Annotated in this window: 24 protein-coding genes and 1 tRNA gene; 1 reads left to right on the top strand and 24 read right to left on the bottom strand. The window is 61.8% G+C overall.

The window, feature by feature from the left end:
• Positions 1–26: 26 nt before the first annotated feature.
• Together EC912_RS02205 and EC912_RS02200 are read right to left on the bottom strand one after the other, a co-directional pair.
• A complete protein-coding gene (locus EC912_RS02205; protein WP_132141496.1) occupies positions 27–1,661 on the bottom strand; it encodes an NAD(P)/FAD-dependent oxidoreductase in 1,635 nt (544 codons plus the stop codon).
• A gap of 111 nt (positions 1,662–1,772) precedes the next feature.
• Complete coding sequence (locus EC912_RS02200; protein WP_132141495.1) at positions 1,773–2,093, bottom strand: antibiotic biosynthesis monooxygenase; 321 nt, start codon at positions 2,091–2,093, stop codon at positions 1,773–1,775.
• Positions 2,094–2,538: 445 nt separating this feature from the next.
• Between EC912_RS02200 and EC912_RS02195 the strand changes: the two genes are divergently transcribed.
• Positions 2,539–3,438 carry a hypothetical protein gene (locus EC912_RS02195; protein ID WP_132141494.1) on the top strand — a complete coding sequence of 300 codons (900 nt, stop codon included), beginning with the start codon at positions 2,539–2,541 and terminating at the stop codon, positions 3,436–3,438.
• 152 nt (positions 3,439–3,590) lie between these two features.
• On the opposite strand, the gene EC912_RS19490 is transcribed toward EC912_RS02195, so the two are convergent.
• The 22 genes from EC912_RS19490 to tmk form a co-directional block, all read right to left on the bottom strand.
• Positions 3,591–3,917, bottom strand: a complete 327-nt coding sequence (locus EC912_RS19490) for a hypothetical protein (RefSeq protein ID WP_207906747.1) — start codon at positions 3,915–3,917, stop codon at positions 3,591–3,593.
• A gap of 372 nt (positions 3,918–4,289) precedes the next feature.
• Entirely contained in the window at positions 4,290–4,622 is a 333-nt protein-coding gene (locus EC912_RS02185; protein WP_132141493.1) for a hypothetical protein, read from the bottom strand.
• A gap of 11 nt (positions 4,623–4,633) precedes the next feature.
• Positions 4,634–5,653: an RHS repeat-associated core domain-containing protein gene (locus EC912_RS02180; RefSeq protein ID WP_132141492.1), complete on the bottom strand. Its 1,020-nt coding sequence runs from the start codon at positions 5,651–5,653 to the stop codon at positions 4,634–4,636.
• 554 nt (positions 5,654–6,207) lie between these two features.
• Positions 6,208–6,284: transfer RNA gene (locus EC912_RS02175), tRNA-Met, on the bottom strand.
• A 146-nt stretch (positions 6,285–6,430) separates the two neighbouring features.
• Positions 6,431–7,894 (bottom strand): NADH-quinone oxidoreductase subunit NuoN, encoded by a 1,464-nt coding sequence (gene nuoN / locus EC912_RS02170; protein WP_132141491.1) that lies wholly within the window; start codon positions 7,892–7,894, stop codon positions 6,431–6,433.
• A gap of 13 nt (positions 7,895–7,907) precedes the next feature.
• Positions 7,908–9,416: an NADH-quinone oxidoreductase subunit M gene (locus EC912_RS02165; RefSeq protein WP_132141490.1), complete on the bottom strand. Its 1,509-nt coding sequence runs from the start codon at positions 9,414–9,416 to the stop codon at positions 7,908–7,910.
• Between the two features lie 14 nt (positions 9,417–9,430).
• On the bottom strand, positions 9,431–11,464 hold the full coding sequence (nuoL, locus tag EC912_RS02160; protein WP_132141489.1) for an NADH-quinone oxidoreductase subunit L: 2,034 nt from the start codon (positions 11,462–11,464) through the stop codon (positions 9,431–9,433).
• Between the two features lie 4 nt (positions 11,465–11,468).
• Entirely contained in the window at positions 11,469–11,774 is a 306-nt protein-coding gene (nuoK, locus tag EC912_RS02155) for an NADH-quinone oxidoreductase subunit NuoK (protein ID WP_132141488.1), read from the bottom strand.
• Positions 11,771–12,424: an NADH-quinone oxidoreductase subunit J gene (locus tag EC912_RS02150; protein WP_132141487.1), complete on the bottom strand. Its 654-nt coding sequence runs from the start codon at positions 12,422–12,424 to the stop codon at positions 11,771–11,773. Before EC912_RS02150 ends, nuoK begins: the two co-directional genes overlap by 4 nt.
• Before the next feature lie 19 nt (positions 12,425–12,443).
• Positions 12,444–12,935 (bottom strand): NADH-quinone oxidoreductase subunit NuoI, encoded by a 492-nt coding sequence (gene nuoI / locus EC912_RS02145; protein WP_132141486.1) that lies wholly within the window; start codon positions 12,933–12,935, stop codon positions 12,444–12,446.
• A gap of 7 nt (positions 12,936–12,942) precedes the next feature.
• Positions 12,943–13,971: an NADH-quinone oxidoreductase subunit NuoH gene (gene nuoH, locus EC912_RS02140; RefSeq protein ID WP_132141485.1), complete on the bottom strand. Its 1,029-nt coding sequence runs from the start codon at positions 13,969–13,971 to the stop codon at positions 12,943–12,945.
• A gap of 3 nt (positions 13,972–13,974) precedes the next feature.
• A complete protein-coding gene (gene nuoG / locus EC912_RS02135) occupies positions 13,975–16,296 on the bottom strand; it encodes an NADH-quinone oxidoreductase subunit NuoG (protein WP_132141484.1) in 2,322 nt (773 codons plus the stop codon).
• Positions 16,293–17,633, bottom strand: coding sequence for an NADH-quinone oxidoreductase subunit NuoF (gene nuoF / locus EC912_RS02130; protein ID WP_132141483.1), 1,341 nt, complete (start codon positions 17,631–17,633; stop codon positions 16,293–16,295). Before nuoF ends, nuoG begins: the two co-directional genes overlap by 4 nt.
• Positions 17,634–17,643: 10 nt before the next feature.
• Positions 17,644–18,171, bottom strand: a complete 528-nt coding sequence (gene nuoE, locus EC912_RS02125; RefSeq protein WP_132141482.1) for an NADH-quinone oxidoreductase subunit NuoE — start codon at positions 18,169–18,171, stop codon at positions 17,644–17,646.
• 19 nt (positions 18,172–18,190) lie between these two features.
• Positions 18,191–19,420 (bottom strand): NADH-quinone oxidoreductase subunit D, encoded by a 1,230-nt coding sequence (locus EC912_RS02120; RefSeq protein WP_243649137.1) that lies wholly within the window; start codon positions 19,418–19,420, stop codon positions 18,191–18,193.
• Between the two features lie 27 nt (positions 19,421–19,447).
• The gene (locus EC912_RS02115) at positions 19,448–20,176 is read right to left on the bottom strand and encodes an NADH-quinone oxidoreductase subunit C (protein WP_132141480.1); all 729 of its coding nucleotides are present in this window, start codon (positions 20,174–20,176) and stop codon (positions 19,448–19,450) included.
• Positions 20,177–20,185: 9 nt separating this feature from the next.
• Complete coding sequence (locus EC912_RS02110) at positions 20,186–20,740, bottom strand: NuoB/complex I 20 kDa subunit family protein (RefSeq protein WP_132141479.1); 555 nt, start codon at positions 20,738–20,740, stop codon at positions 20,186–20,188.
• Positions 20,731–21,087 carry an NADH-quinone oxidoreductase subunit A gene (locus EC912_RS02105; RefSeq protein ID WP_132141478.1) on the bottom strand — a complete coding sequence of 119 codons (357 nt, stop codon included), beginning with the start codon at positions 21,085–21,087 and terminating at the stop codon, positions 20,731–20,733. The genes EC912_RS02110 and EC912_RS02105 overlap by 10 nt, the downstream gene beginning before the upstream one ends.
• Before the next feature lie 323 nt (positions 21,088–21,410).
• Positions 21,411–21,770, bottom strand: coding sequence for a PilZ domain-containing protein (locus EC912_RS02100; protein WP_132141477.1), 360 nt, complete (start codon positions 21,768–21,770; stop codon positions 21,411–21,413).
• A 170-nt stretch (positions 21,771–21,940) separates the two neighbouring features.
• The gene (locus EC912_RS02095) at positions 21,941–22,858 is read right to left on the bottom strand and encodes a PIG-L deacetylase family protein (protein WP_132141476.1); all 918 of its coding nucleotides are present in this window, start codon (positions 22,856–22,858) and stop codon (positions 21,941–21,943) included.
• Between the two features lie 69 nt (positions 22,859–22,927).
• Positions 22,928–23,863, bottom strand: a complete 936-nt coding sequence (gene holB / locus EC912_RS02090) for a DNA polymerase III subunit delta' (protein WP_132141475.1) — start codon at positions 23,861–23,863, stop codon at positions 22,928–22,930.
• Positions 23,860–24,501, bottom strand: coding sequence for a dTMP kinase (gene tmk / locus EC912_RS02085; protein WP_132141474.1), 642 nt, complete (start codon positions 24,499–24,501; stop codon positions 23,860–23,862). Before tmk ends, holB begins: the two co-directional genes overlap by 4 nt.
• Between the last annotated feature and the right edge of the window lie 8 nt (positions 24,502–24,509).

Genomic DNA, 24,509 nt, shown 5'->3' with positions numbered 1-24,509 from the left:
CGATCTCGCTCCACTTCTGGCTCGACTCACGTGCTCGCGTTGATCTGTAGCGCCACCGCTTCTGCGACGCGGATGCCGTCCACAGCAGCGGAAAGAATGCCGCCGGCATAACCGGCGCCTTCGCCCGCCGGGTACAGACCGCGCGTATTCAGGCTCTGAAAGCGCTCATTGCGTTTGATACGCAGCGGCGACGAGGTGCGCGTTTCCACGCCGGTAAATATGGCATCGTGCATCGCGAAACCCTTGATCTGACGATCGAACGCCGGCAGCGCTTCGCGAATCGCATGGATAGCGTAGTCGGGCAATGCACTGGCCAGATCGCCCAACCGGACACCGGGCTTGTAAGACGGCTGCACGCTGCCGAATTCATGCGACGGCCTGTTCGCAAGAAAATCGCCTACCAGCTGGGCCGGCGCCTCGTACGTACCGCCACCAAGTTCAAACGCACGCGATTCCCAATGCCGTTGCAGCGCGATGCCGGCAAGCGGGCTGCCGCTGTTGTCGTAAGGCGCGAAATCGGATGGCTCGACACCGACCACTACAGCCGCATTCGCGTTGCGTTCGTTACGTGAATACTGGCTCATCCCATTGGTCACCACGCGTCCCGGTTCGGACGTTGCCGCCACCACCGTGCCGCCAGGGCACATGCAAAAGCTATACACGGAACGACCGTTCTTGCCGTGATGCACCAACTTGTAATCCGCCGCGCCAAGCAGCGGATGCCCGGCCTGCGGACCAAAGCGCGCCCGGTCGATGATCGACTGCGGATGCTCCACCCGGAAGCCGATCGAGAACGGCTTCGCCTCCATGTACACACCGCGCTCATGCAACATTTCAAAGGTATCGCGCGCGCTGTGGCCAATCGCCAGCACGACGTGATCGGCACGGAGCTGCTCGCCGCTGGCCAGCGTCACGCCACGCACATGGCGCTCGCCATTCGCATCGTTTTCCACCAGCACGTCGTCGACGCGGCTCGTGAAGCGGATCTCGCCACCAAGCGACTCGATCGTCGCGCGCATGTTCTCCACCATCGTCACCAGACGGAACGTGCCGATATGCGGCTTGCTGACGTAGAGAATCTCGTCCGGCGCACCGGCTTTCACGAACTCGACAAGCACCTTGCGGCCGTGATGCAACGGATCGGAAATCTGGCTATACAGTTTGCCGTCCGAAAACGTACCCGCCCCGCCTTCGCCGAACTGCACGTTCGACTCCGGATTCAGGTCGCGCTTGCGCCACAAGCCCCAGGTATCCACTGTGCGCTCACGCACCGCCTTGCCGCGATCGAGGATGATCGGGCGATAACCCATCTGCGCCAGCAGCAGACCGGCAAACAAGCCGCACGGGCCCGTACCGATCACGATCGGACGATGCTCCAATGCATCGGGCGCCTGCGCCACAAAGCGGTAGCCCGTATCCGGCGTCGGCTGTACATGCCTGTCCTCGGTGTGGCGCGCCAACAGGGCCACCTCGTCCATGACGTCCACATCCAGCGTATAGATCAGCTTGATCGCACCGCGCTTACGCGCGTCATAGCCGCGCCGGAACACCGTATAGCCACGCAGCGACGTCGCCCCGATGCCAAGTTTCGCGCAGATCGCCGCCCCGATCGCGTCATCGGCGTGATCGAGCGGCAGCTGGATATCGGTTAGTCGCAGCATGGGGTCCGGGTAGTCAGAGGGTGCGGACGTGGATTTTCGCACGCTCCGCCGGTTGTGAGGGAAATGGCCTTGGAGTGCGGTGCGCGGCAAATGCCGTGCACCGCGATTTCGCTATCGCTCTACAGTGAATGCAACATCGTAAATTCCAGGATGAGCCTCTCCAAAAGCCGCGTTTCGCTGGATAAACCCCCTGGCCTGAAGGTGCTCGAAAACCTGTCGCATCGCCTGTTCGTTTTCAGCCTGCGCATAGTTCACCACGCGCGTGCCATCCAGACTTCTGTGAAGACTGGCCGACATCCAGCCAGGCACCGAACGGCAACTGGTTGCGGCTTCCCGTAGCAACTCGATGAGCGATGCCTGCGCCTCCGGCGACGGCACGACAAACGTATTGATCTGGGTGATGACACCCATTTGCGCTTGAATAATCGGCATAGTCTTTTTCCGATAGCGCTTGGCGGTGAGAAGCGTCGACCGACCGACACTGAAACACGCCAAGCCGAGGCGTGAAGTACGCCTCCGACTTGCCGTGGGTTATCGCTTAGCGCGACAACGGAGCTTCCTCAAGAGGAAGGGGCCGGACTTACCGATTGCCGACCCAGGTCCTTTTCGACGGACCGAAAATAACATCCAGAAATAGCCGTGACAATGCGCCTGGAACAAGCGCATGGGTATTGATCGGACCGCCTTAACGCGAGCGGCCTCGCGAATCCTGCTTAAACCAAATCGACATGGCCAGCATCAACTCCCGTGGCCACGATTACGTGCCTGTGGCTGTCTATTCAAAGGGCTCACGATGATTCTGAGAAAGATACTTGTCACTTCCTCCGCTCTCTTGCTGTCGTATTTTTGCGTTACTTCAACAAGCATTGCACGAGATGTGGTTATCGATCCCGTGGTGTCATCGGCGGACCTCGACCGGTTCTGGAAAGCTTACGATGCCGCGGTAAAGCTCGAAGACCCGGTCCAGCAGGAAGCCGTCATTCAAAAGCTTTATATCGACCCTGGCACCAATGCCCTCCATGCTTTCATGCAAGGACGCGGCTATAACGCCCACCTGTACATGGAAGCCATCCGCGCCTATCCGCGCTTCTGGGCCACCATCCGGCCGCGGACATTGTTGGCGGGTTCGACCATCGCAACCCTGAAACCGCAGCTTCTGAAACTCCGGACGCTTTATCCTGAGATGAGGCAGGCAAGCATCAACTTCGAGATCGGTACCTTCAAATCTGGCGGCACGACGCAGGACGACATGGTGCTAATCGGCACGGAGCTAGCTATGGGCGACAGTAGTGTCGACGTATCCGAGATGCCGGAGAGAATGCGCGCATGGATAAAACCCTACTTCGACAGCAACCCCTCCGACACCATGGACGTGCTTCTCATCCATGAGTTCGTGCACACACAGCAAAGCGTACGTGGCAAGACGCTGCTTCAAAGGGCTATGCAAGAGGGCGTCGCCGACTTTGTTGCTGAACTGGTGACAGGTCGCAAATCGGGATCGAAGTATGTCGAGTACGGCATGAAACACGATGCGACCATCAAACCCGCGTTTCGTGAAGTCATGAACGGAGAGTCTTACGGCCCCTGGCTATATAGCGGAGTAGACAACGAGTACGGCACAGCCGACCTTGGCTACTACATAGGCTCAGAGATTTGTCGCGCCTATTACAACCGGTCCCCCAATAAACAGGCTGCGATCAAGCAATTGATCGAGCTGGAATTTGCCAACGCGGAATCAGTGAAGGACTTCGTCCGATCGTCACGGTACTTCGACTGAGTGTGAGCCCAATGGAAGCTGGCGCGCCGGCGGCCGAACCTCACGGACACCGTAATTCCAGATGCTGCCTCGCAAGAGCCTTATGGATGCCGCGCCAATCGACCATAGCCCGGACCCTGCCGCTTGCATGACAACAGGCTGATACGCAGTTCCTAGTCGGCTTTTCGCGCGACGATCCGCCTGACTGTCTTACGGGACGAAACGCTCTCGATCTGCTCATCCAGAAGAATCTCTGTCAAAGCCAACGATTTCAGTACCAGAGAGGGATCGAACGCCGCGAAGAGGCGCCCATGCGCGTCTCTTCGGTCCGCATCCTCCGTCACGCGCCAGCTGAGATACAGGATGCCACCGGGGACAAGAAGCGACAGCAACCTATCGACCGAAGGAACAACACTCCCTGACTCGAGGTGCATGATGACCGTCTCGCAGAAAACGTTTGCGAAACCATCGTCAGGCACGACCAAAAGCTCAGGCAGCACCGCATGCTCGAACTGCAGATGCGGATGCCGCTTCCTCGCCTCGACCAGAAGTCCTTCAGAAGCGTCATACCCCCTGAGGGATAACCCTGGGCATCGAGCCCCGAAGTATCGCGACCGCTCCCACACCCGATATCCGCTGTCGGGCCGGGAATAAAGAAACGGCGAACCAGAGCATAAATATCGGTGGGCGGCGACTGCGCTTCCCATTCATCGGCAAAAGCCGCCGCATCGCGGTCGTAGGCTTTAAGCGTAGCTCGATCCATCTCGATACCTTTCTTAAGCGTCGGACGAAAATTGTCTGACGAATATTGCTATGGAAGGAGCCGCTAAACGCGTCAGAGTTAATTACTCACATAGAATTCTATCTTCAGACTACAGAGAGTCGCTATAAGGACTCATCCCAAGTAGCGATTGCATCTTTTCAATCGTGTTTGGGAAATTTATCTCTGGATTGGCAACACTGAACAAAATGTCGTTGATCGCTCGAGATTCAATACTGGGGACGCTCACACCCTCATTCATCTCAAGGAACTCTGCCAACTGTAAAAGCGAGTCATCAGACAATTGACCATTCATATAAGCACGAAGAATTGCTTTAAGTGTCGTCATATCCAAAAAAAGGCCGGCAGGATGGCGTGACATTGCGATCTGCAGGTCTGCCACAGTTTCCGTACCTAAAATGACGTAAGGAGAATCGTAATTCATCAAAAATCTCGCTATTGCAACGGCATGATCTTGTCTTTTATATGTGCGACGTCGCCATTGGGAAGAAATGTCGTCTTCAAATAACTCGTTGTCGTACCCGCTCCGTCAACTGCTTTCTGGTAAACCGCCGATGAACCAGCCACGTTCCCCGGAACAGTAGCTGTGAATAGTGCTCCGTTCCCAAAAGCATCGACGTGCGTGCCGGTATTTCCTGCTGGGAGCTTTGACTCAAAACGCCTCAAATTCGCAGCTTGCGCCCCTGCCAATTGAAACTCCGCCCCCGCAGCAGACATCTCCGGTGACATTGGCGTCGGTACACCATTTGCGGCCGCAATACCGTCAGCGACAATCATTCCACTAGCTGTTACCGCCGGCGCATTCCCGACGATAGCGGTCACTAAACTTCCTGACGCCAACGAATCGGCTACCACCGTAGCAGCCGTACGTACTACAAGCCCAGCAGCTGGAGATGCGACCACAACCGCCGCAGCGCTCATGACGACCTGGGCTTGCCCGGAATTAATTTCCGCCACATGCCTTGCAGCATTCGGGTCACCACTTTGCAACATCTGCGACTCAGCAACTTGTGCACCGAGCGCATACATATTCTGCCGACCATCCGGGTCGACGAACACTAGGGGACTATTGTTCGCATATGTGTATCTTGCGAAGTCAAAAATCCTCCCTGGCGTGATCCCATTGGGATCAGTTCCAAGGAATCGCCCAATCGCTGGATCGTAGTACCGCGCCTGCATATATATCAGGCCGGAGTCAGCATCGCTCACGTGCCCTGTGTACCCCGGACCAGATGACTGCTGCTGACCACCGGTCGAAGCACCAAAGGGCCGGTAATCCGATGTTGAAGTCAGGTTTCCCGCCGCATCCATCGTTGCAAGAACGTTGTTCTGTGAGTCTGTCAGGTAATAAGTAGTACCAACGTCCTGCGCACTTACAAAGGGGCAAATAAACACAAGAAGCACTATTACCAGCCCAACGAACCAGGCCGGCCGCAGATTCCGACAATTCGTCATACCTCGCTCCTAGTGATCCCCAATGGTCAAGCGTCTTCGAAAGCCACGCTTCGTTAGTTCACAGAGACTAGCGCTGGACCTATGCACCACGCAACGGTGAGGCTCACTACGCGAATAAACAGGTCAAAGTAAATCACGCCACCCTCCGTGTAGGGCTAATATAAGGAAGCATTGCATCTCGAAACCCGAACATGACTCGAGTCGCCACCATGTCACGGAAACTCAACGGCATTGCTTCTTTGCATATTTGTCGAGCAGTTCGGTGGCCCCATCCGGCACCCTCGCCGTGCCCGGTAGGAGCGCGCGTGAAGTCGGAAAGGCGGTGCGGCGATTGCGCGACGTGGGCACGGCGAGGGCGCCGGTTACGGCCTTGCCTCGACGCTTCGATGTATCCGCGCCAGAGCTGAGGAGCTGATCGAGCGCTATCGCGATAACCGAGCGCATCGCACTGGGTTCCCGCCTGCGCGGGAACGACGGTGAGGATGAGGTCCGACGTTGTCGAAAAGCGCGCAAAGAAAAAGGCGCAAACCAGAGGTTTGCGCCTTTTAGAAAACTGGTAGCGGGGGCAGGATTCGAACCTGCGACCTTCGGGTTATGAGCCCGACGAGCTGCCAGACTGCTCCACCCCGCATCAGATTCAGCAATTATAGGGATGTGGCTCGATTGTTGCAAGCCGTTTGTTGCGATTGCACGCAACTTTTTTTGCGGAACGTTGACGGCGCAAGCGGACAAACAAATATCGCCTGGAAAAAGGGCGCCCTCAGGCGCCCTTTTCTCTTAACCGAATGCCTTCTGACACCAGGCGAACAACGGTCCCCAGGTGAAGCCAAGGACCAGCAGCGCGAGCGCGTTGATCGACAACACCCAACGCATCGGCAAATCCGATTGCGCACGCACATCGGTGCCTTCGACCGGCTGGTCGAAGTACATGACCTTCACGACGCGCAGGTAGTAATACAGACCGATGATCGCGGCGACCGCGCCAACGATAGCGAGCCACAACATGCCCGCACTGATGGCGGCCTGCAGGACGAGCAACTTACCGAAGAAGCCGAACAGCGGCGGCACGCCGGCCAGCGAGAACATCACCAGCAGCATCAGGAACGCGAACCACGGCGAACGCTGATTGAGGCCCTTCAGGTCGTCGATCTCTTCGCATTCGAAGCCCGAGCGAGCGAGCACCAGAATCACACCGAACGCGGCGGCGCTGGTGAGTGCGTAGCTGATCGCATAGAACATCGACGCCGAATAGCCTTCCGGCGTGGCGTTGACCAGACCGATCAGCAGATAACCCATGTGCGAGATCGTGGAGTACGCCAGCAGACGCTTCAGATTGGTCTGCACGATCGCGACGAGATTACCGATAGCCAGCGACAACACCGCCAGCACCGCGATCATGATCTGCCACTGGTGTACCAGCACTTCGCTACCGCCGACGGCACCGACACTACCCATGCCCGTGGCGAGCAGACGGTAAGCCATACCGAACGCCGCCAACTTCTGGGCCGAGCCGATGAAGATCGTCACCGCAGTCGGTGCGCCCTGATAGACGTCCGGAATCCACATGTGGAACGGTGCCGCGCCCAGCTTGAAGCCGATGCCCACGATCATGAAGATCAGACCGAAGGTCAGCAGCTGCGGCCATTCCGTGCCGGCAACCGCGGCATGGATAGCAGCGAGGTCGAGGCTGTGCGTCGCGCCGTAGACCATCGACATACCGTACAGCAGCGAACCGGAAGCCAGCGCGCCGAGGACGAAATACTTGATGGCCGCTTCGGACGACAGACCCGAATCGCGGTTAAGTGCGACCAACGCATATGAAGACAGCGTCAGCAGTTCGAGGCCGAGGTAAACCGTGACGAGGCTACCGGCGGACACCAGGAACATGATGCCCACGGAAGCGAAGATCGTCAGCGTATAGAACTCGCCCATCGGAATGGAGCGGTCACGCAGATAGGGACGCGCGTAGACGAAGATGACCGCGGCCACCAGCAGCGAGAACACCTTCAGTATTTCGGCGACGCCATCGCGGACGAACATGCCGCTGAAAGCGGTGACCGTCTGCGCTGGCTGACCGTCGTACACCAACCACGCCGCGACGACGAGGACGATGATGGAAAGCCAGTGAATCACGCCCTTCTGGGCGGGCTTCAGAAACGCGTCGAGGAGTAGCAGCACGCAGGCCGCCACCACGAGATATATCTCGGGGAGCAGGATCAGGATGTCGTTGACGTTCGGCATGGATACTTCCTGCTCAGACTTTGGTCAGCGCCAGCTGCTCGACGATTCGAGCGACGGACGCGTCCATCAGGTGCACGAGGGGCTGCGGCCAGATGCCGAACAGCAGGACGGCAGCGGCGAAAGCGGACAGCACGAAGATCTCGCGCCCGTTGATATCCTTCATTTCGGCGACGTGCGGATTGGTGATGTCGCCCCAGAGGACGCGCTTCACCATCCACAGCGTGTAAGCCGCGCCGATGATCAGCGTGAACGCGGCGAACAGCGCGATCCACGGGTTGGCGCTGAAGGCAGCCAGGATAACCATGAACTCGCCGACGAAACCGCTGGTGCCCGGCAGGCCGCTGTTGGCCATGGCGAACAACACGTAGAACAGGGCGAACCAGGGCATGACGTTGATCACGCCGCCGTAGTCCTTGATCTGGCGTGTATGCATGCGGTCGTACAGGACACCGATACAGGTAAACATCGCGCCTGAAATGAAGCCGTGCGAGATCATCTGCACCATCGCGCCCTGCATGCCGAGGCGTGCGGCCTCGGTGTTGCCGGTTTCGCGGACCAGCAGGAAGGCGATGAAGATACCCAGCGTGACGAAGCCCATGTGCGCGATGGACGAATATGCCACCAGCTTCTTCATATCGCCCTGCACCAGCGCGACGTAGCCGATGTAAACGACGGCGAGCAGGCTGAGGACGATGATCAGCCACGCATACGCTTCCGATGCATCCGGCACGATGGGCAGCGTGAAGCGCAGGAAGCCGTAGCCACCGATCTTCAGCATGATCGCCGCCAGCACCACGGAACCGCCGGTCGGCGCTTCCACGTGCGCATCGGGCAGCCAGGTGTGCACCGGTACCATCGGCACCTTGACCGCGAAGGCGATCAGGAACGCGAAGAACAGCCAGCTCTGCTCGGTCATGCTGAGCTTGAGATGGGCCAGGTCGGTCAGCGCAAAGCTGCCACCGGACTTGTGGTACAGGTAAATCAGGCCGACCAGCATGAAGATCGAGCCGAAGAACGTGTAGATGAAGAACTTCAGCGTCGCATACACGCGGCGCGGACCGCCCCAGACACCGATGATGATGAACATCGGGATCAGCATGGCTTCGAAGAACACGTAGAACAGCAGCGCGTCGGTGGCGCAGAACACGCCGATCATCAGGCCTTCGAGCACCAGCATGGCAGCCATGTACTGGTGGGTCTTGGTCTGGATGATTTCCCATGCGCCGACGATCACCAGGATCGTGACGAAGCTGGTCAGCACGATCAGCGCGACGGAAATACCGTCGACGGCGAGCGCGTAGTGGATACCGAGCGTCGGAATCCAGCTGGCGTTTTCCGCCAGCTGCATCGTGCCGGTGGCGGCGTCGTACCCGGGCAGCAAGGCCAGGCTGGCGGCGAACGTAGCCACCGCGACCAGCAGCGCGACCCAGCGCGCGGCGGACGGTCGGCTGGAGCCGCATAGCAGGACCGGCACGGCGCCGAGCACCGGGAGCCAGATCAGCAGGCTGAGCAAATGATTCATAAAGCTCGTTTCCCTTATTGCCCGATCAGCCAGAACCCGCCGAGAAGCAGGATGAGACCGAGGATCATGGCGAACGCATAGTGGAAGAGGAATCCGGATTGCAGCCGGCGAACACCGCCGGCGATGCGCTGCACCAGGCTTGCCGAACCGTTGACGATGGCGCCGTCGATGATGAGGCCGTCGCCAACCTTCGCCAGACCGTTACCCAGGGCGACACCGCCCTTGGCGAAGACGGCGAAGTAGAGCTCGTCGATCCAGTACTTGTGGTTGAGCAGTTCGTAGACCGGCCGCAAGCCGTTCTTGATCTTGCCGGCAAGCGCGACGTTGAACAGATAGATATACGTCGCGACCGCGAAGCCCGCGAACGCCAGCCAGAACGGCAATGCCGTGAAGCCATGGATACCCATCTCGAACGCACTGTGGAACTCGTGGCCGACTTCGGCGAGGACGTTGTTCGCCTCGTTCACGTGGATGGCCTTGCCGAACCAGTCGCCGAACAGCATCGGACCGACGGTAAGGAAGCCGATCGCGATGGACGGGATGGCGAGCAGGATCAGCGGCAGCGTAACGACCCACGGCGATTCGTGCGGCGCGTGCTCGAGGACACCCGGCGTGTGATGGCCATGATCGTCGTCGTGGTGAGCGTCATGCCCATGGGCATGCTTGTGCTCGACCTTGAAGCGCTCCTTGCCGTGGAAGGTCATGTACAGCAGGCGGAAGCTGTACAGCGAGGTGACGAACACACCCGCCAGCACGCAGAAGTGCGCGTAACCGGCACCCCAGCGATGCGACTCGCCGACGGCCTCGATGATCGCGTCCTTCGAGTAGAAGCCCGCGAAGAACGGTGTACCGGCGAGTGCCAGCGAACCGATCCACATCGTGATCCAGGTGATCGGCATGTATTTGCGCAGGCCACCCATGTAACGCATGTCCTGCTCGTGGTGCATGCCGATGATGACCGAGCCGGCGCCGAGGAACAGCAGCGCCTTGAAGAACGCGTGGGTCATCAGATGGAACACCGCGCCGCTATAGGCGGACACGCCGAGCGCGACCGTCATGTAGCCCAGCTGCGACAGCGTCGAGTACGCGATGACGCGCTTGATGTCGTTCTGCACGATGCCGATCAGGCCCGTGAACAGCGCGGTGGTGGCACCGATGACCATGACGAAGCTGAGCGCGGAATCGGACAGTTCGAAGATGGGCGACATGCGCGCCACCATGAAGATGCCGGCCGTGACCATCGTCGCCGCATGGATCAGCGCGGAGATCGGGGTCGGGCCTTCCATCGAGTCCGGCAGCCACACATGCAGCGGAACCTGGGCCGACTTGCCCATCGCACCGATGAACAGCAGGATGCCGATCACCGTGGCGGCGTCCCACGCGTGGTTCTGCGTGATCTGCAGCGTCTTGCCCACCAGGGTCGGCGCGGCGTCGAACGCGGTCTGGTAGTCCAGCGTGTTCAGGAAATACAGGATCGCGGCGATACCCAGCAGGAAGCCGAAGTCGCCCACGCGGTTGACCAGGAACGCCTTCATGTTCGCGAAGATCGCGGTCGGGCGCTTGTACCAGAAGCCGATCAGCAGGTACGAAACGAGGCCCACCGCTTCCCAGCCGAAGAACAGCTGCATGAAGTTGTTGCTCATGACGAGCATCAGCATCGAGAAGGTGAACAGCGAGATGTAGCTGAAGAAGCGCTGGTAGCCCGGGTCGTCGCTCATGTAGCCGATCGTGTACACGTGTACGAGCAGCGACACGAAGGTGACCACCACCATCATCATGGCGGTCAGGCGGTCGACCATGAAGCCGACGCTGACGTGGAGCTTGCCGATCTCGAACCAGGTGTAGACGTCCTGGTTGAAGTTAACGGCGCCGCCCCAGACCAGCTGGTAAAGCACGTACATCGACAGGCCGCAGGAAATGGCCACACCGAGAATGGTGACGGTGTGTGACCCTGCCCTGCCGATCACCCGGCCGAGCAGGCCCGCGAGCACGGCGCCGACAAGCGGCGCGAGCGCGATGATCAGAAGGATCGAAAGCGAGAGACTCATCGGTTCAACCCTTCATGCTGTCGATTTCGGCGACATTGATCGTGCTGCGATTACGGAACAGCAGGACCAGGATCGCCAGGCCGATAGCGGATTCCGCCGCGGCTACGGTGAGGATGAAGAACACGAACACCTGACCGCCGACGTCGCCGAAGAAGCGCGAGAAGGCAACGAAGTTCGTATTCACCGCAAGAAGCATCAGTTCGATCGCCATCAGCAGCACGATCACGTTCTTCCGGTTGATGAAGATGCCGGCCACCGCGATGCAGAACAGCACCGCGCCAAGCACGATGTAATGGGAAAGCGTAATCACGGTGCGTTCTCCTGCGGCGGTTCGACGACCGGGGCCGGCGAGACGGATGCCGGATGCTCGACGGCCATTTTCACGACACGGACACGGTCGCTGGCGTTGACGGCCACTTGCTGTGCGGCGGTCTGGTGACGGACACCCGCCCGCTGGCGCAGCGTCAGCGCGACAGCGGCGACGATACCCACGGTGAGGATGAGCGCGGCGATTTCGAAGGGCAGCAGGAACTGCGTGTAAAGCGCCTGACCCAGCCATGCGACGTTCGACTCGCCGGCCGGATTGGGGCCGAGCGTGTGCGTGCTCATGGCACGCACGCCGATCATCGCCAGCATCTCGACCAGCATGACCACGGCCACGATGATGCCGACCGGCAGGTAGCGGATGAAGCCCTCGCGGACCGCCTCCTGCTTGATGTCGAGCATCATCACCACAAACAGGAACAGCACCATCACCGCGCCGACGTAAACGACGACAAGGGCGATGGCGAGGAACTCCGCTTCGGCCAGCAGCCACACACAGGCCATGCTGAAAAAGGCCAGCACGAGCGAGAGCACGGCATGCACCGAGTTCTTCAGCGTGATGACCATCAGCGCGGCAATAACGGCCACGCCACCGAAGAGGTAGAAACACAGGAGTTGCAGGAGGTCGGAATTCATCGGCAGTTATCCTCGGCGCTCAGCGGTAAGCCGCGTCTTGAGCGCGGGCGGCTGCGATGTCCTGCTCGAAACGATCGCCGATGGCCAGAAGCTGCGCCTTGGTGACTACGTTCTCGCCACGGTGTTCGAAGTGGTACTCGTGCACATGCGTTTCGACGATCGAGTCCACCGGGCAGCTTTCTTCGCAGAAGCCGCAGAAGATGCACTTGAACAGATCGATGTCGTAACGCGTGGTGCGACGCTGGCCATCCGACGGGCGCGGGGCCGAATCGATGGTGATCGCCAGGGCCGGGCACACGGCCTCGCACAGCTTGCACGCGATGCAGCGCTCTTCGCCGTTGGCATAACGACGCAGCGCATGCAGACCGCGGAAGCGGTTCGACTTGGGAATGTGCTCCATCGGGTACCGCACGGTGTACTTGGGCTTGAACATGTAACCCATGGTCAGGCCCATGCCCTTGAACAGCTCGATGAGCAGCAGGCTTTTAAAGTAATTGGTTACGCGGGACATGGCTTAATCAGGCTCCCGTGCCGATGGTGACCCAGCCGAAATACTTCATGCAGCCGGCGACGAGGACCCAGACGATGGTGATGGGAATGAAGACCTTCCAGCCCAGACGCATGATCTGGTCGTAGCGGTAACGCGGGAAGCTGGCGCGGAACCACAGGAACATGAACGCGAAGAGGAAGGCCTTGATGAACAGCCAGTGGAACCCACCGTGGCCAACGAACGCCCACGATGCCGGGAACGGCGAGAGCCAGCCGCCCATGAACAGGATCGCGGCGAGGAAGCTCACCAGGATCATGTTCGCGTACTCGGCCAGGAAGAACAGTGCGAACGCCGAACCGGAATACTCCACGTGGAAACCGGCGACGATTTCCGACTCGCCTTCCGCGACGTCGAACGGCGCGCGGTTCGTTTCGGCGACGCCGGAAACGAAGTAGATGACGAAGACCGGGAGCAGCGGGATGAAGAACCAGTCGAGGATACCCTTCGAACCGGCCTGCGCATCGACGATGGCGGTGAGATTCAGGCTACCGGTCAGCACCAGCACGCAGACGATGGACATGCCCATCGCCAGTTCGTACGAGATGACCTGCGCCGTCGCGCGCATCGCGCCGAGCAGCGCGTAACGCGAGTTGGATGCCCAGCCGGCCAGGATGATGCCGTACACGCCCATCGAGGTCATCGCGAGCAGGTAGAGCACGCCGGCATTCACGTTCGCCAGTACGACCTGCGGGCTGAACGGGATCACGGCCCACGCCGCGAGGGCGGGAACCAGCGCCAGCATCGGCGCCAGGTAGTACAGGAACTTGTTCGCGTTGGTCGGAAGGATCACTTCCTTGATCAGCAGTTTGACGACGTCCGCGAAGGCCTGCAGAAGGCCGAGGGGACCGATTTTGTTCGGCCCCATGCGCACGTGCATCCAGCCGATGACCTTGCGCTCCCAGTACACGAACATCGCCACGCCGATAACCAGCGGCAGGACGATGGCCAGGATGTACAGGATCGGGATCAGTACGTGGTCGTAGAGTTGCTCGGCCATGGATTACGCCTTGCTCAAAGTGATGGCCGCACCGTACGGGGGCAGCATCGCGGTTTCGTTGTGTGCGCTTTCCAGCCAGATCGCACCGGCCGGCACTGCCGTATCGATGACGACGGGCAGAACGACGTTGTCGCCTACGCGGGCCTGACCGCCTTCGATCAGACCGAGACGCTGCGCGTCGTCCGCATTGACGCGGGCTGCGACGGCACGGTTCAGCGGATGCGAGTTCAGTGCGCCCGCGCGACGCAGGACGGCGTCGGCACGGTAGATCGGCATCGTGGCCAGACGCGAGAACGCGACATCGGCGGTCTGGCGCGAAGCCAGTTCCTGACGTGCCTGGGTCGGACGCTCGACGAAGCCGTCGCGAAGACCGGCAAGGTCTTCGAACTCGAAGCCGGCAACGCCGAGGATGCCGCCAAGCGCGCGCAGCACCTTCCAGCCCGGACGCGCGTCGCCCGGTGCCTTCGCACCCGCGAGAACGACCTGGGCCGTGCCTTCCACGTTGACCAGCGTCGCGTCGATTTCCGGCGTGAGGCCGATGGGCAGGATGACGTCCGCGGAGTCTTTCAGCGCATCGCTGGCATAAGCGGCGAAGGCCACGACCGTCTGCGCCGAATGCATCGCCTGCAGCGCGAGCGCGCCATCGGCGAAGTCGTGCGGCGGCTCGACGTTGAACAGCACATAGCCCTTGCGAGCCTGCGTCAGCATGGCACGCGCATCGAGACCGCCGGCGGTCGGCAGCACGCCGACCGAAGCCAGACCGATCGCGTTGGCGCCGACCGGAATCTCGTTGAACGCCGCGCCGCTCGCCGTGGCGATGAAGCGGGCGATGGCGCGCAACCAGGACGCTTCCGGATGCGTGGCGGCGGCATGGCCGAACAGCACCACGGTGCCGTCGCCCTGCAGCGCCTTGAACGCGTCGCGGTGATCGTCGGTGGTTTCCACGCCGGCGAACGCGGGAGCGATGGCGTCCGGCACCGTGTTACCGGCTTCGGCGGCAGCCTTCGCCAGCAAGACCAGCTCACGAACGAGGGCATGCGGCGCGGCGACGGATTCGCCGGCCAGCGGGTAATTGAAGTTGAAGTGAGCCGGATTGACCGCGAAGACCTTCGCACCCTTCTTCACGGCCTGACGCAGGCGGTGGTTAAGGAGCGGCACTTCGTGGCGCAGATCGGAACCGACCAGCAGCGCGGCCTTGACCTTGTCCAGCTGGGCCACCGGCATCGCGAACGGACGCGCGAAGGCGTTATCGGCGAAGTCGAGCTGACGCAGGCGATGATCGACGTGCGCACTGCCGAGGCCGCGGGCCAGACGAACCAGCAGTTCGCCCTCTTCGTTCGACGTGGCGCCGTGCACCAGGAAGCCGAGGTCGGAACCGGCGACGCTACGCAGCGCTTCGGCGGCGACGCTCAACGCGTCGTCCCACGTGGTCGTGGACCACGTACCGTTGCGCTTGACCATCGGCGCCATGATGCGATCGGCCGAGTACAGACCCTGATGGCTGTAACGGTCGCGGTCGGACAGCCAGCATTCGTTGATGCTTTCGTTGTCGCGCGGCACCGTGCGCAGCACTTCGCCGCGGCGCGTGTGCATCCACAGGTTCGAACCCAGCGCATCGTGGTAGCCGATGCCCGGGCGTGCGATGAGTTCCCAGGCACGGGCCTGGAACTGGAACGGCTTGTTGGTCAGCGCGCCGACCGGGCAGACGTCGATGATGTTGCCCGACAATTCGCTTTCGATCGTCTTGCCGATGTACGTGCCGATCTCGAGATTTTCGCCGCGGCTCATGCCGCCGAGTTCGTACGTACCGGCTATCTCGCTGGTGAAACGGACGCAGCGCGTGCACTGGATGCAGCGGGTCATTTCCGTGGAGATCAGCGGCCCGAGATTCTCGTCCGCCACCGAGCGCTTGCGCTCGTTGTAACGGGAGACCGAACGGCCGTAACCGAGCGACACGTCCTGCAGTTCGCATTCGCCGCCCTGATCGCAGATCGGGCAGTCGAGCGGATGGTTGATGAGCAGGAATTCCATCACGTTGCGCTGGGACTTCAGCGCCTTGTCGCTACGCGTGAAGACCTTCATGCCCTCGCCTACCGGCGTGGTGCAGGCCGGCGCCGGCTTGGGCATCTTCTCGATTTCCACCAGGCACATGCGGCAGTTGGCGGCGATCGGAAGCTTGCGGTGATAGCAGAAACGAGGAATGGCGATGCCGACCGCGTCGGCGGCCTGGATGATCATCGATCCCTTGGCGACCTGCACGGGAACGCCATCGATCTCGATGTTGACCAGATCCGGCGCGGTATTGGCTACGGGCTGCGCACTCATGCAGCGACTCCACGGTTGACTTCGGCGGGCGCGTCCACGATCGAGTGGCCGTGTTCGATGTAGTACTCGAACTCGCTCCAGAACTTGGCAAGCATGCCCTGCACCGGCCACGCGGCGGCTTCGCCGAATGCGCAGATGGTGTGGCCTTCGATCTGGCCGGCAATGGCTTTCAGGCGATGCAGGTCTTCCTGCGTGCCGCGACCTTCGACGATGCCGGTCAGCACGCGGTACATCCAGCCGGTGCCTTCGCGGCACGGGGTGCACTGTCCGCAGGACTCGGCTTTATAGAAGCGCGCGATGCGCTGCGTGGCGCGAACCATGCAGGTGCTGTCGTCCATCACGATCACGGCACCGGAACCCAGACCCGAACCCGCCTTCTGCAGCGAGTCGTAGTCCATGGTGCACGCCATGATTTCGTCGGCCGTGAGCACCTTCATCGACGAGCCGCCGGGGATGCATGCCTTCAGCTTGCGACCCGGACGGAGTCCGCCGGCCAGAGCCAGCAGATCGGCGAACGACGTGCCGAGGCGAATTTCGAAGTTGCCCGGGTTGGCGACGTGACCGGAGACCGAGAAGATCTTCGGGCCGCCGTTGTTCGGCTTGCCGAGATTGAGGAACCACTCCGCGCCGTTGCGCAGGATGGCCGGTACCGACGCATAGGTTTCGGTGTTGTTGATCGTGGTCGGACGGCCGTACAGACCGAAGCCGGCCGGGAACGGCGGCTTGAAGCGCGGCTGGCCTTTCTTGCCTTCCAGCGATTCCATCAGCGCGGTTTCTTCGCCGCAGATGTATGCACCCGCGCCCAGCGCGCCATACACGTCGACATCGATGTCGGTACCGCCGACGCCCTTGCCGAGCAGACCCGCCTCGTAGGCTTCCTTCAGCGCTTCTTCGAAGTGCTCGAACGGTTCGTGGTGGAACTCGCCGCGAAGGTAGTTGTAGGCAACCGTGGAACCCGTGCAGTAGCACGCGATGGCAAGACCTTCGATCACCGCATGCGGGTTGAAGCGCAGGATGTCGCGGTCCTTGCAGGTGCCCGGCTCCGATTCGTCCGAGTTGCAGAGGATGTACTTCTGGCCCGGCGCGGTGCGCGGCATGAACGACCATTTCAGGCCGGTCGGGAAGCCAGCGCCGCCGCGTCCACGCAGCGCGCTCTTCTTGATTTCCTCGATCAGCGCGGCCGGATCGGGCTTCTCGGCGAGGATCTTGCGCCACGCCTTATAGCCGTCCACCTTGAGATAGCTCTCGAGGGACCAGGGCTTGTCGAAATGCAGGGTCGTATAAACGACCTGGTGTTCCTGCGGTGCGGGACCGACGGGGCCGGTTGTCGTTGCCATTACCGTAACCTCACTTCAGACCGTCGAGGATCTCGTCGACCTTATCGGCCGTGAGACGCTCGTGGTAATGACCGTTGACGACCATCATCGGCGCGCCGCAGCACGCCGCCAGGCATTCTTCTTCCTGCTTGAGGTAGATGCGCCCGTCGGCGGTGCTCTCGCCCGTCTTGATGCCGAGTTTGCCTTCGCAATGACGCACCAGACCTTCCGCACCGTTCAGCCAGCACGAGATGTTCGTGCAGATGGCGACGTTGTTGCGGCCGACCGGCTTCGTCTCGAACATGGAATAGAAGCTGGCAACCTCGTACGCCCAGATCGCGGGCAGTTCGAGGTACTTCGCGACGGCGGTGATCAGCGTGTCGTCGAGGTATCCGTTGTTCTGTTCCTGCGCCGCCATCAGCGACTGGATCAGCGCGGAGCGCCTGCGATCCGGCGGGAACTTGGTCACCCAGTGGTCGATGTGCTGACGGGTGTGGTCGTTGAGCACGGCGTACGGATCGACGTCCTTGACCTGCTCGTAATGTCCGGTGGCTTTCATAGTCTTTTACTCCATCGCCTTAGCGATCGACTTCGCCGAAGACGAGGTCGTAGGTACCGATCATGGCGACCACGTCGGCCAGCATGTGGCCCCTGACGACGGCATCCATCGATGACAGGTGCGCGAAGCCCGGCGCGCGCAGATGCACGCGGAAAGGCTTGTTCGCACCATCGGAGACGAGATAGCAGCCGAACTCGCCCTTGGGCGCTTCGACGGCGGCGTAGATTTCGCCCGCAGGCACGCCATACCCTTCAGTGAAGAGTTTGAAGTGATGGATCAGCGCTTCCATGTCGCTCTTCATCTCTTCGCGGCTGGGCGGCGCGACCTTGTAGTTCTGCACCATCACCGGGCCCGGATTGGCTTTGAGCCACGCGATGCACTGCTTGACGATGTTGTTCGACTGGCGCATTTCTTCCATGCGGACCAGGTAACGGTCGTAGCAGTCGCCGTTGACGCCGAGCGGGATATCGAAATCCATTGCGGCATAAGCGGCATACGGCTGCTTCTTGCGCAGATCCCATTCGATACCCGAACCGCGCAGCATGGCGCCGGTCATGCCCCAGGCCTTGGCCTTCTCGGGAGGAATGACGCCGATACCGACCGTACGCTGCTTCCAGATACGGTTGTTGGTCAGCAGGCTTTCGTATTCGTCGACGCGTGCCGGGAAATCGTTCGTGAACTCCGTGAGGTAGTCCAGCATCGAACCTTCGCGCCATGCGTTAAGACGCTTGAGATCCGTGCCCTTGTGCCACGGCGATTCGCGGTACTTCGACATCTGGTCCGGCAGGTCGCGGTAGACGCCACCCGGACGGTAGTACGTGGCATGCATGCGCGCGCCCGACACCGCCTCGTAGACGTCCATCAGTTCTTCGCGTTCGCGGAACGCGTAGAGGAACACGGCCATGGCGCCAAGATCGAGCGCGTTCGAACCCACCCACATCAGGTGATTCAGGATGCGGGTGATCTCGTCGAACATCGTGCGGATGTACTGCGCGCGGATCGGCGCTTCGATGCCCATGAGGCCTTCGATGGCGCGGACATACGCGTGCTCGTTGCACATCATCGACACGTAATCGAGGCGATCCATGTAGCCGATCGACTGATTGAACGGCTTGGATTCGGCGAGCTTTTCCGTGCCGCGATGCAGGAGTCCCACATGCGGATCGGCGCGCACCACGGTCTCGCCATCCATCTCCAGCACCAGGCGCAGTACGCCGTGGGCCGCGGGATGCTGCGGACCGAAGTTCATCGTGTAATTGCGGATCTCTTGCACGGCTCAGTTCTCCCGCCAGCGGTCGGCGGCTTCCGCCCTGGCCTGATCGAGGTCGGCGTCGTTGCGGATCGTGCGCGGGACAAGCACGCGCGGCTCGATCGATACCGGTTCGTAGATAACGCGCTTCTGTTCGGGGTCGTAACGCACTTCGACGTTTCCGATGAGCGGAAAGTCCTTGCGGAACGGATGACCGACGAAACCGTAATCGGTGAGGATGCGGCGAAGATCGGGATGACCTTCGAAGATGATGCCGTACATGTCGAACGTTTCGCGCTCGAACCAGTCCGCACCGGGCCAGATCGGAGTGATCGACGGCACGACGGGAAACGCGTCGTCTTCGCAGAACACGCGCAGGCGGATGCGCTGGTTTTTCTCGAGCGACAGCAAATGGATGACGGCGGCGAAGCGACGCGGCTGCTCGACGTTGCGCGGACGTTCCGCCCAGGTGAAGCGGCCCATGGCCTGGCCTTCGACGCCACGCGAGAAGCTGTCGCCCTGCGAGGTATCGGTTTCCCATTCGGTCTGGCCGTAGCCGAGATAGTCGACACCGCACACGTCGATGATGACGCTGAAACGGAAATCGGCTTCGTCGCGCAGCGCGGTGGCGACGGCCGTGAGATCGGCCGCGGCAAGCTCAGCGGTGACTTCGTTGCGGGCAACGGTCACGGAAAGCATGTCGCCGAAGCGCGCGGCAAGCCGTTCGACCAGCGAGGTCTGTGGAATAGCACTCATGACAGCCCTTTATCGCGCGATCGTGTGGGTGCGACGGATCTTTTTCTGCAACTGCAGGATGCCGTGGATCAGGGCTTCGGCCGTGGGCGGGCAGCCCGGCACGTAGATGTCCACCGGCACGATGCGGTCGCAGCCGCGAACCACGGAATAGGAATAGTGGTAGTAACCGCCACCGTTGGCGCACGAACCCATGGAGATGACCCATTTCGGCTCGGGCATCTGGTCGTAGACCTTGCGCAGCGCCGGAGCCATCTTGTTCACCAGCGTGCCGGCGACGATCATCACGTCGGACTGGCGCGGGCTGGGACGGAAGATGACGCCGTAGCGGTCCAGATCGAGGCGCGCGGCACCCGCGTGCATCATCTCGACGGCGCAACAGGCCAGACCGAAGGTCATCGGCCACATGGAACCGGTACGCGCCCAGTTCATCAGGGCATCGATGCTGGTCGTACCGAAACCGCGCTGGACAACGGGACTGTCGCCACCCGGACGAAGGATATCGTCGACGAGGTTGAGCGGCTCCGGGTTGTGCATCACCCGGTCGATGCTGGACATCACTCCCATTCGAGCGCTCCCTTCTTCCAGACGTAAGCGAAACCGACCACCAGGAGGGCGAGGAATAGCGCCATTTCAATCAGAGCTATCGCGCCGATCTTGTCGAAAACCACCGCCCACGGGAAAAGGAACGCGATTTCGAGATCGAAGATGATGAAGAGGATGGCGATGAGGTAATAGCGCACGTCGAACTTCATGCGCGCATCCTCGAAGGCTTCGAAGCCGCACTCGTACGGTGCGAGCTTTTCGGAGTCGGGTCGACTCGGGCCGGCGAGCATGCCGATCAGAAGCAGGACGATGCCCAGGCCGACGGCAACGGCGATGAACAACAGAACGGGCCAGTATTGGGCAAGCACGATGCAGCGTACCTCCGCGCCATGCGGGCGCATCAGTGACCGTCGGCGGGGGACGAGCGGTCCGGCTAGGGGCGCCAGAGTCGTCCGATCGAATCGATCCAAAAACGTATCGATCCGGTCACGCGCCTTGAGTGCGCTGACGGCTCCAGATATCCACAATCAAAGTTGGGAACCGATCTATTGTACCAGTCCGTGCAGGTATTCCGACAAGCCTTTAACGGGCTAAAAGCGGATCAATCTGGTGCAAAGACGCACATCGCCCGGTCAGAGGGCGCTGGTATCGTAAGCAACCCCTGTTACTCCGCGCCGCGTGACGGCGACGATCACATCGTCTGCGTCGGTCGTTCGGAGGAGAGCGTGCCGGCCAGCAACGCCTCGATACGGGCGCGTGCCGCCTCGCCATCGCCCGTTTCATTGAACTGCACGCCGATGCCGGCGGTGCGATTGCCCTGGGCGCCGATGGGCGTGATCCAGACCACGCGACCGGCGACGGACAGCCGCTCGTTCTCGTCGATGAGCGTCACAAGCAATACCACTTCATCGCCGAGGTTGTAGCGCTGCGCGGTGGGCGCGAACAGGCCGCCGCCCTTCAGGAAGGGCATGTAGGCGATGTAGAGGGCGTTCACGTCCTTGACCTTGAGGGACATGATGCCCTGACGTGGGGAGGTAGCTGTGGTTGTCATGCGATGGCGTCCCCGGGGTGGAGTCCATCGTAGCCATGGGGTGGGTGTGGCTACAAGCGTTGAGTTTGGCCGTGGGCACGACACGTGACAGGGCGCACACCCTCCCCCTCTCCATCATTCCGGCGCACGCCGGAATGATGGAGAGGGTGGTCGAGGTGGGGGCCATGCCCTCAAGCAGCCACCCACCCCCACCTGTCGAAAATCCACAACGTATCCAGGTCCGCGGTCATCTTCACGAAGGACGGTCCCGGCGCATCGCGAAGCAACAGGACCCAGTCCTGCCCTTCCCGCTCCAGCGGCGCGTCGTTCCAGGCCATGTCCATCACACCTCGATCGTCGGCCGCAACCAGCCGCAGACGCTTTTGCAGCCATGGCGCGGGCCGCCACGGCAGCGCCAGGCGCCGTTCGGTTCCGGCCGCCGCGATGCCTCCGAAACATTCGGGCCGATCCGCGATCCCGAGCATACGGCCGCGACTCAGGGCCACCTGAGTTCCATGGGCCAGCACGGCCTCCCGCTTGACCGCCTGTATGGCCGGATCGACAGGGAGTGCGATCTTGTCCGCTTCGGTCTTCTTGCCGTGGACCAGATACGTAAGAACCTCAGCCGGAAGGCCGCTGCGCGCGAGCGCCAGTCGCGACAGGACGTGGGCGGCACTGTGATCGGGATGACGATCGCCCAGTGCGGGCATGACTACCAGGGTGGGCGAAACCGAATTCAGGACCGCCCCGATGGTTTCGATCGCTTTGCCGTGCCGGCGGCGAAGCTCCGTGGTCACCGCCATGTCGTGCCAGCCGAGGGCATGCAACCGGTCGGCCGCCACGCCGAGTCGCGCAAGCGCCGACGCGACCTCGCCCCGCCGCCGCGTCCCCCAGCGCTTGCGCGCCTCGTTGTCGATCACGATCCGGCGTTCCAGCCAGCGCTGGGGCCAGGGATTGTCGTCGCCATCGGTCAGCAGCAACACATCCACGCGGCCACCGGCCGCCAGCACACGCTGGATCAGACCGCCCGTCGCAAGCGATTCGTCGTCCGGATGAGGCGAGACAACGAGAAGGCGCGTGGAGGCATCGAGGACGAACCCGGTCGTCAAGCTTGGCTCCTTATGCGGCGGCAACGCCGCGTTCGGACGATTAGAACGGTACGACCCGGCAAATGAACGTCAACGCCAGGCCGCAAGCAGTTCGAGCAGGACAAGGTCGGCACGCAGGGGACCGCGCAGCGAGTCCCGTGCGCGATTGGCCTGACCGTACCAGGCATCCAGTGCCTCGTCGTCGAGGGTACTTTCCAGCGGCGACTTCGTGCCTTCGGCCCGTGCGCGCAGTTCGTCGGTCGCGGCCTGGGCCGCGAACCAGAGGTATCGCGACGGGTCGTTGGTCTGCCAGCGCTTGGCCATCTCGACCGCGTCGCCACGCCCGGTAGCCAGGGCCAGCAGGTCGCCACGTACTTCGGAGCGCTGCTTCAGGGCGCCATCGGTCGCCCAGTCGCGCGCCATGCCCGGATTGCCGCCCGCCGCGAGTAACGCCGCAGCGGGATCCTTCACCCCTTCGGCGGTCAGCCATGCCAACGATTCGTCGCGCGAAGGCACGGCGAAATCGATCCGCTGGCAGCGGCTGCGAATGGTAGCGGGAAGGCGCGACGGCGCATCGGCCACCAGAATCAGCATGGTCGCCTGCGACGGCTCTTCCAGCGTTTTAAGCAAAGCATTGGCCGCCGGCGCATTCATCGCATCGGCCGGATCGATCGTCGCGACCTGCCAGCCGCCGAACTGGCTGGACATGGACAACCGCTGGGACAGATCGCGGATCTGGTCGACCACGATTTCACTGCGCTGCACGCCGTCCTTGCGCAGACCGAAGCTCAGTTGCACGACATCCGGATGCGTGCCCGCGACAAAGAAGTGGCAACTGCGGCAAGTGCCGCAAGGCACGCCGTCGGCAGGCTGCTGGCATAGCAGGCCCTGGGCGAAGGTATGCAAAAAGTCGCGCTTGCCCAGACCGGCGGCGCCGGCAAGCAGCAGCGCATGAGGTAGCGCGCCGCGCTCGCGACGCGCCTGCAGGCGCTGCCATGCCTCCGCGTGCCAGGGACGCAGCGTCATGACGTCACTCCGCCGAACAGCGGCGCAAGCGCCGCACCGGCCTGCGCCAGCACGGCGTCGGGAGTCGCACTGGCGTCGATCAGGCGGAAGCGGCCGGGCTCGGCGGCGGCACGGGCGCGATACGCATCCCGGATGCGCTCGAAGAATGCGTCGGCTTCGACCTCGATCCGGTCGGCTTCGCCACGACCGGCGGCACGCGCGCGGCCGGTGCTCACCGGCAGGTCGAGCAGCAGCGTGATGTCGGGTACGACACCGGCCACGGCCCAGTTCTCGAGTTCGGCAATGCGATCGACAGGCTGCCCACGACCGCCACCCTGATAGGCGTAGCTGGCGTCAGTGAAACGATCGCACAGCACCCAGCGTCCGGCGGCCAGCGCTGGGGCGATGACTTCGCGCACCAATTGCGCTCGCGAAGCGAACATCAGCAATAGCTCGGCCTCGGGACACAGTTCGCTGCGCGAGGCATCCAGCACGACCGCGCGAACGGCTTCGCCCACGGGCGTGCCGCCGGGCTCGCGCGTCATCAGGGGATCGATGCCATGGGCGCGCAGCAACTCGCGCAAGCCCGAGAGCAGCGTGCTCTTGCCGGCACCCTCGCCACCTTCGAGGGTGATGAGGCGACCGCGTGTGATTGGCATGGATTCGC

The sequence above is a fragment of the Luteibacter rhizovicinus genome, assembly GCF_004342265.1.
GTDB classification, from domain to species: domain Bacteria; phylum Pseudomonadota; class Gammaproteobacteria; order Xanthomonadales; family Rhodanobacteraceae; genus Luteibacter; species Luteibacter rhizovicinus_B.
This window is presented reverse-complemented; position numbering and strand designations above follow the sequence as displayed.

Bases quoted from the DNA above. Each gene is read 5' to 3' on its own strand.
- nuoH (WP_132141485.1), bottom strand. From the start codon at position 13,971: ATGGCCGAGCAACTCTACGACCACGTACTGATCCCGATCCTGTACATC.
- EC912_RS02150 (WP_132141487.1), bottom strand. From the start codon at position 12,424: ATGAATTCCGACCTCCTGCAACTCCTGTGTTTCTACCTCTTCGGTGGC.
- EC912_RS02165 (WP_132141490.1), bottom strand. From the start codon at position 9,416: ATGAATCATTTGCTCAGCCTGCTGATCTGGCTCCCGGTGCTCGGCGCC.
- nuoF (WP_132141483.1), bottom strand. From the start codon at position 17,633: ATGGCAACGACAACCGGCCCCGTCGGTCCCGCACCGCAGGAACACCAG.
- EC912_RS02185 (WP_132141493.1), bottom strand. From the start codon at position 4,622: ATGAATTACGATTCTCCTTACGTCATTTTAGGTACGGAAACTGTGGCA.
- holB (WP_132141475.1), bottom strand. From the start codon at position 23,863: ATGACGCTGCGTCCCTGGCACGCGGAGGCATGGCAGCGCCTGCAGGCG.
- EC912_RS02180 (WP_132141492.1), bottom strand. From the start codon at position 5,653: ATGACGAATTGTCGGAATCTGCGGCCGGCCTGGTTCGTTGGGCTGGTA.
- EC912_RS02110 (WP_132141479.1), bottom strand. From the start codon at position 20,740: ATGGGAGTGATGTCCAGCATCGACCGGGTGATGCACAACCCGGAGCCG.
- nuoG (WP_132141484.1), bottom strand. From the start codon at position 16,296: ATGAGTGCGCAGCCCGTAGCCAATACCGCGCCGGATCTGGTCAACATC.
- tmk (WP_132141474.1), bottom strand. From the start codon at position 24,501: ATGCCAATCACACGCGGTCGCCTCATCACCCTCGAAGGTGGCGAGGGT.
- EC912_RS02100 (WP_132141477.1), bottom strand. From the start codon at position 21,770: ATGACAACCACAGCTACCTCCCCACGTCAGGGCATCATGTCCCTCAAG.
- EC912_RS02205 (WP_132141496.1), bottom strand. From the start codon at position 1,661: ATGCTGCGACTAACCGATATCCAGCTGCCGCTCGATCACGCCGATGAC.
- nuoN (WP_132141491.1), bottom strand. From the start codon at position 7,894: ATGCCGAACGTCAACGACATCCTGATCCTGCTCCCCGAGATATATCTC.
- EC912_RS02120 (WP_243649137.1), bottom strand. From the start codon at position 19,420: ATGAACTTCGGTCCGCAGCATCCCGCGGCCCACGGCGTACTGCGCCTG.
- nuoL (WP_132141489.1), bottom strand. From the start codon at position 11,464: ATGAGTCTCTCGCTTTCGATCCTTCTGATCATCGCGCTCGCGCCGCTT.
- nuoE (WP_132141482.1), bottom strand. From the start codon at position 18,171: ATGAAAGCCACCGGACATTACGAGCAGGTCAAGGACGTCGATCCGTAC.
- EC912_RS02200 (WP_132141495.1), bottom strand. From the start codon at position 2,093: ATGCCGATTATTCAAGCGCAAATGGGTGTCATCACCCAGATCAATACG.
- EC912_RS02115 (WP_132141480.1), bottom strand. From the start codon at position 20,176: ATGAGTGCTATTCCACAGACCTCGCTGGTCGAACGGCTTGCCGCGCGC.
- nuoI (WP_132141486.1), bottom strand. From the start codon at position 12,935: ATGTCCCGCGTAACCAATTACTTTAAAAGCCTGCTGCTCATCGAGCTG.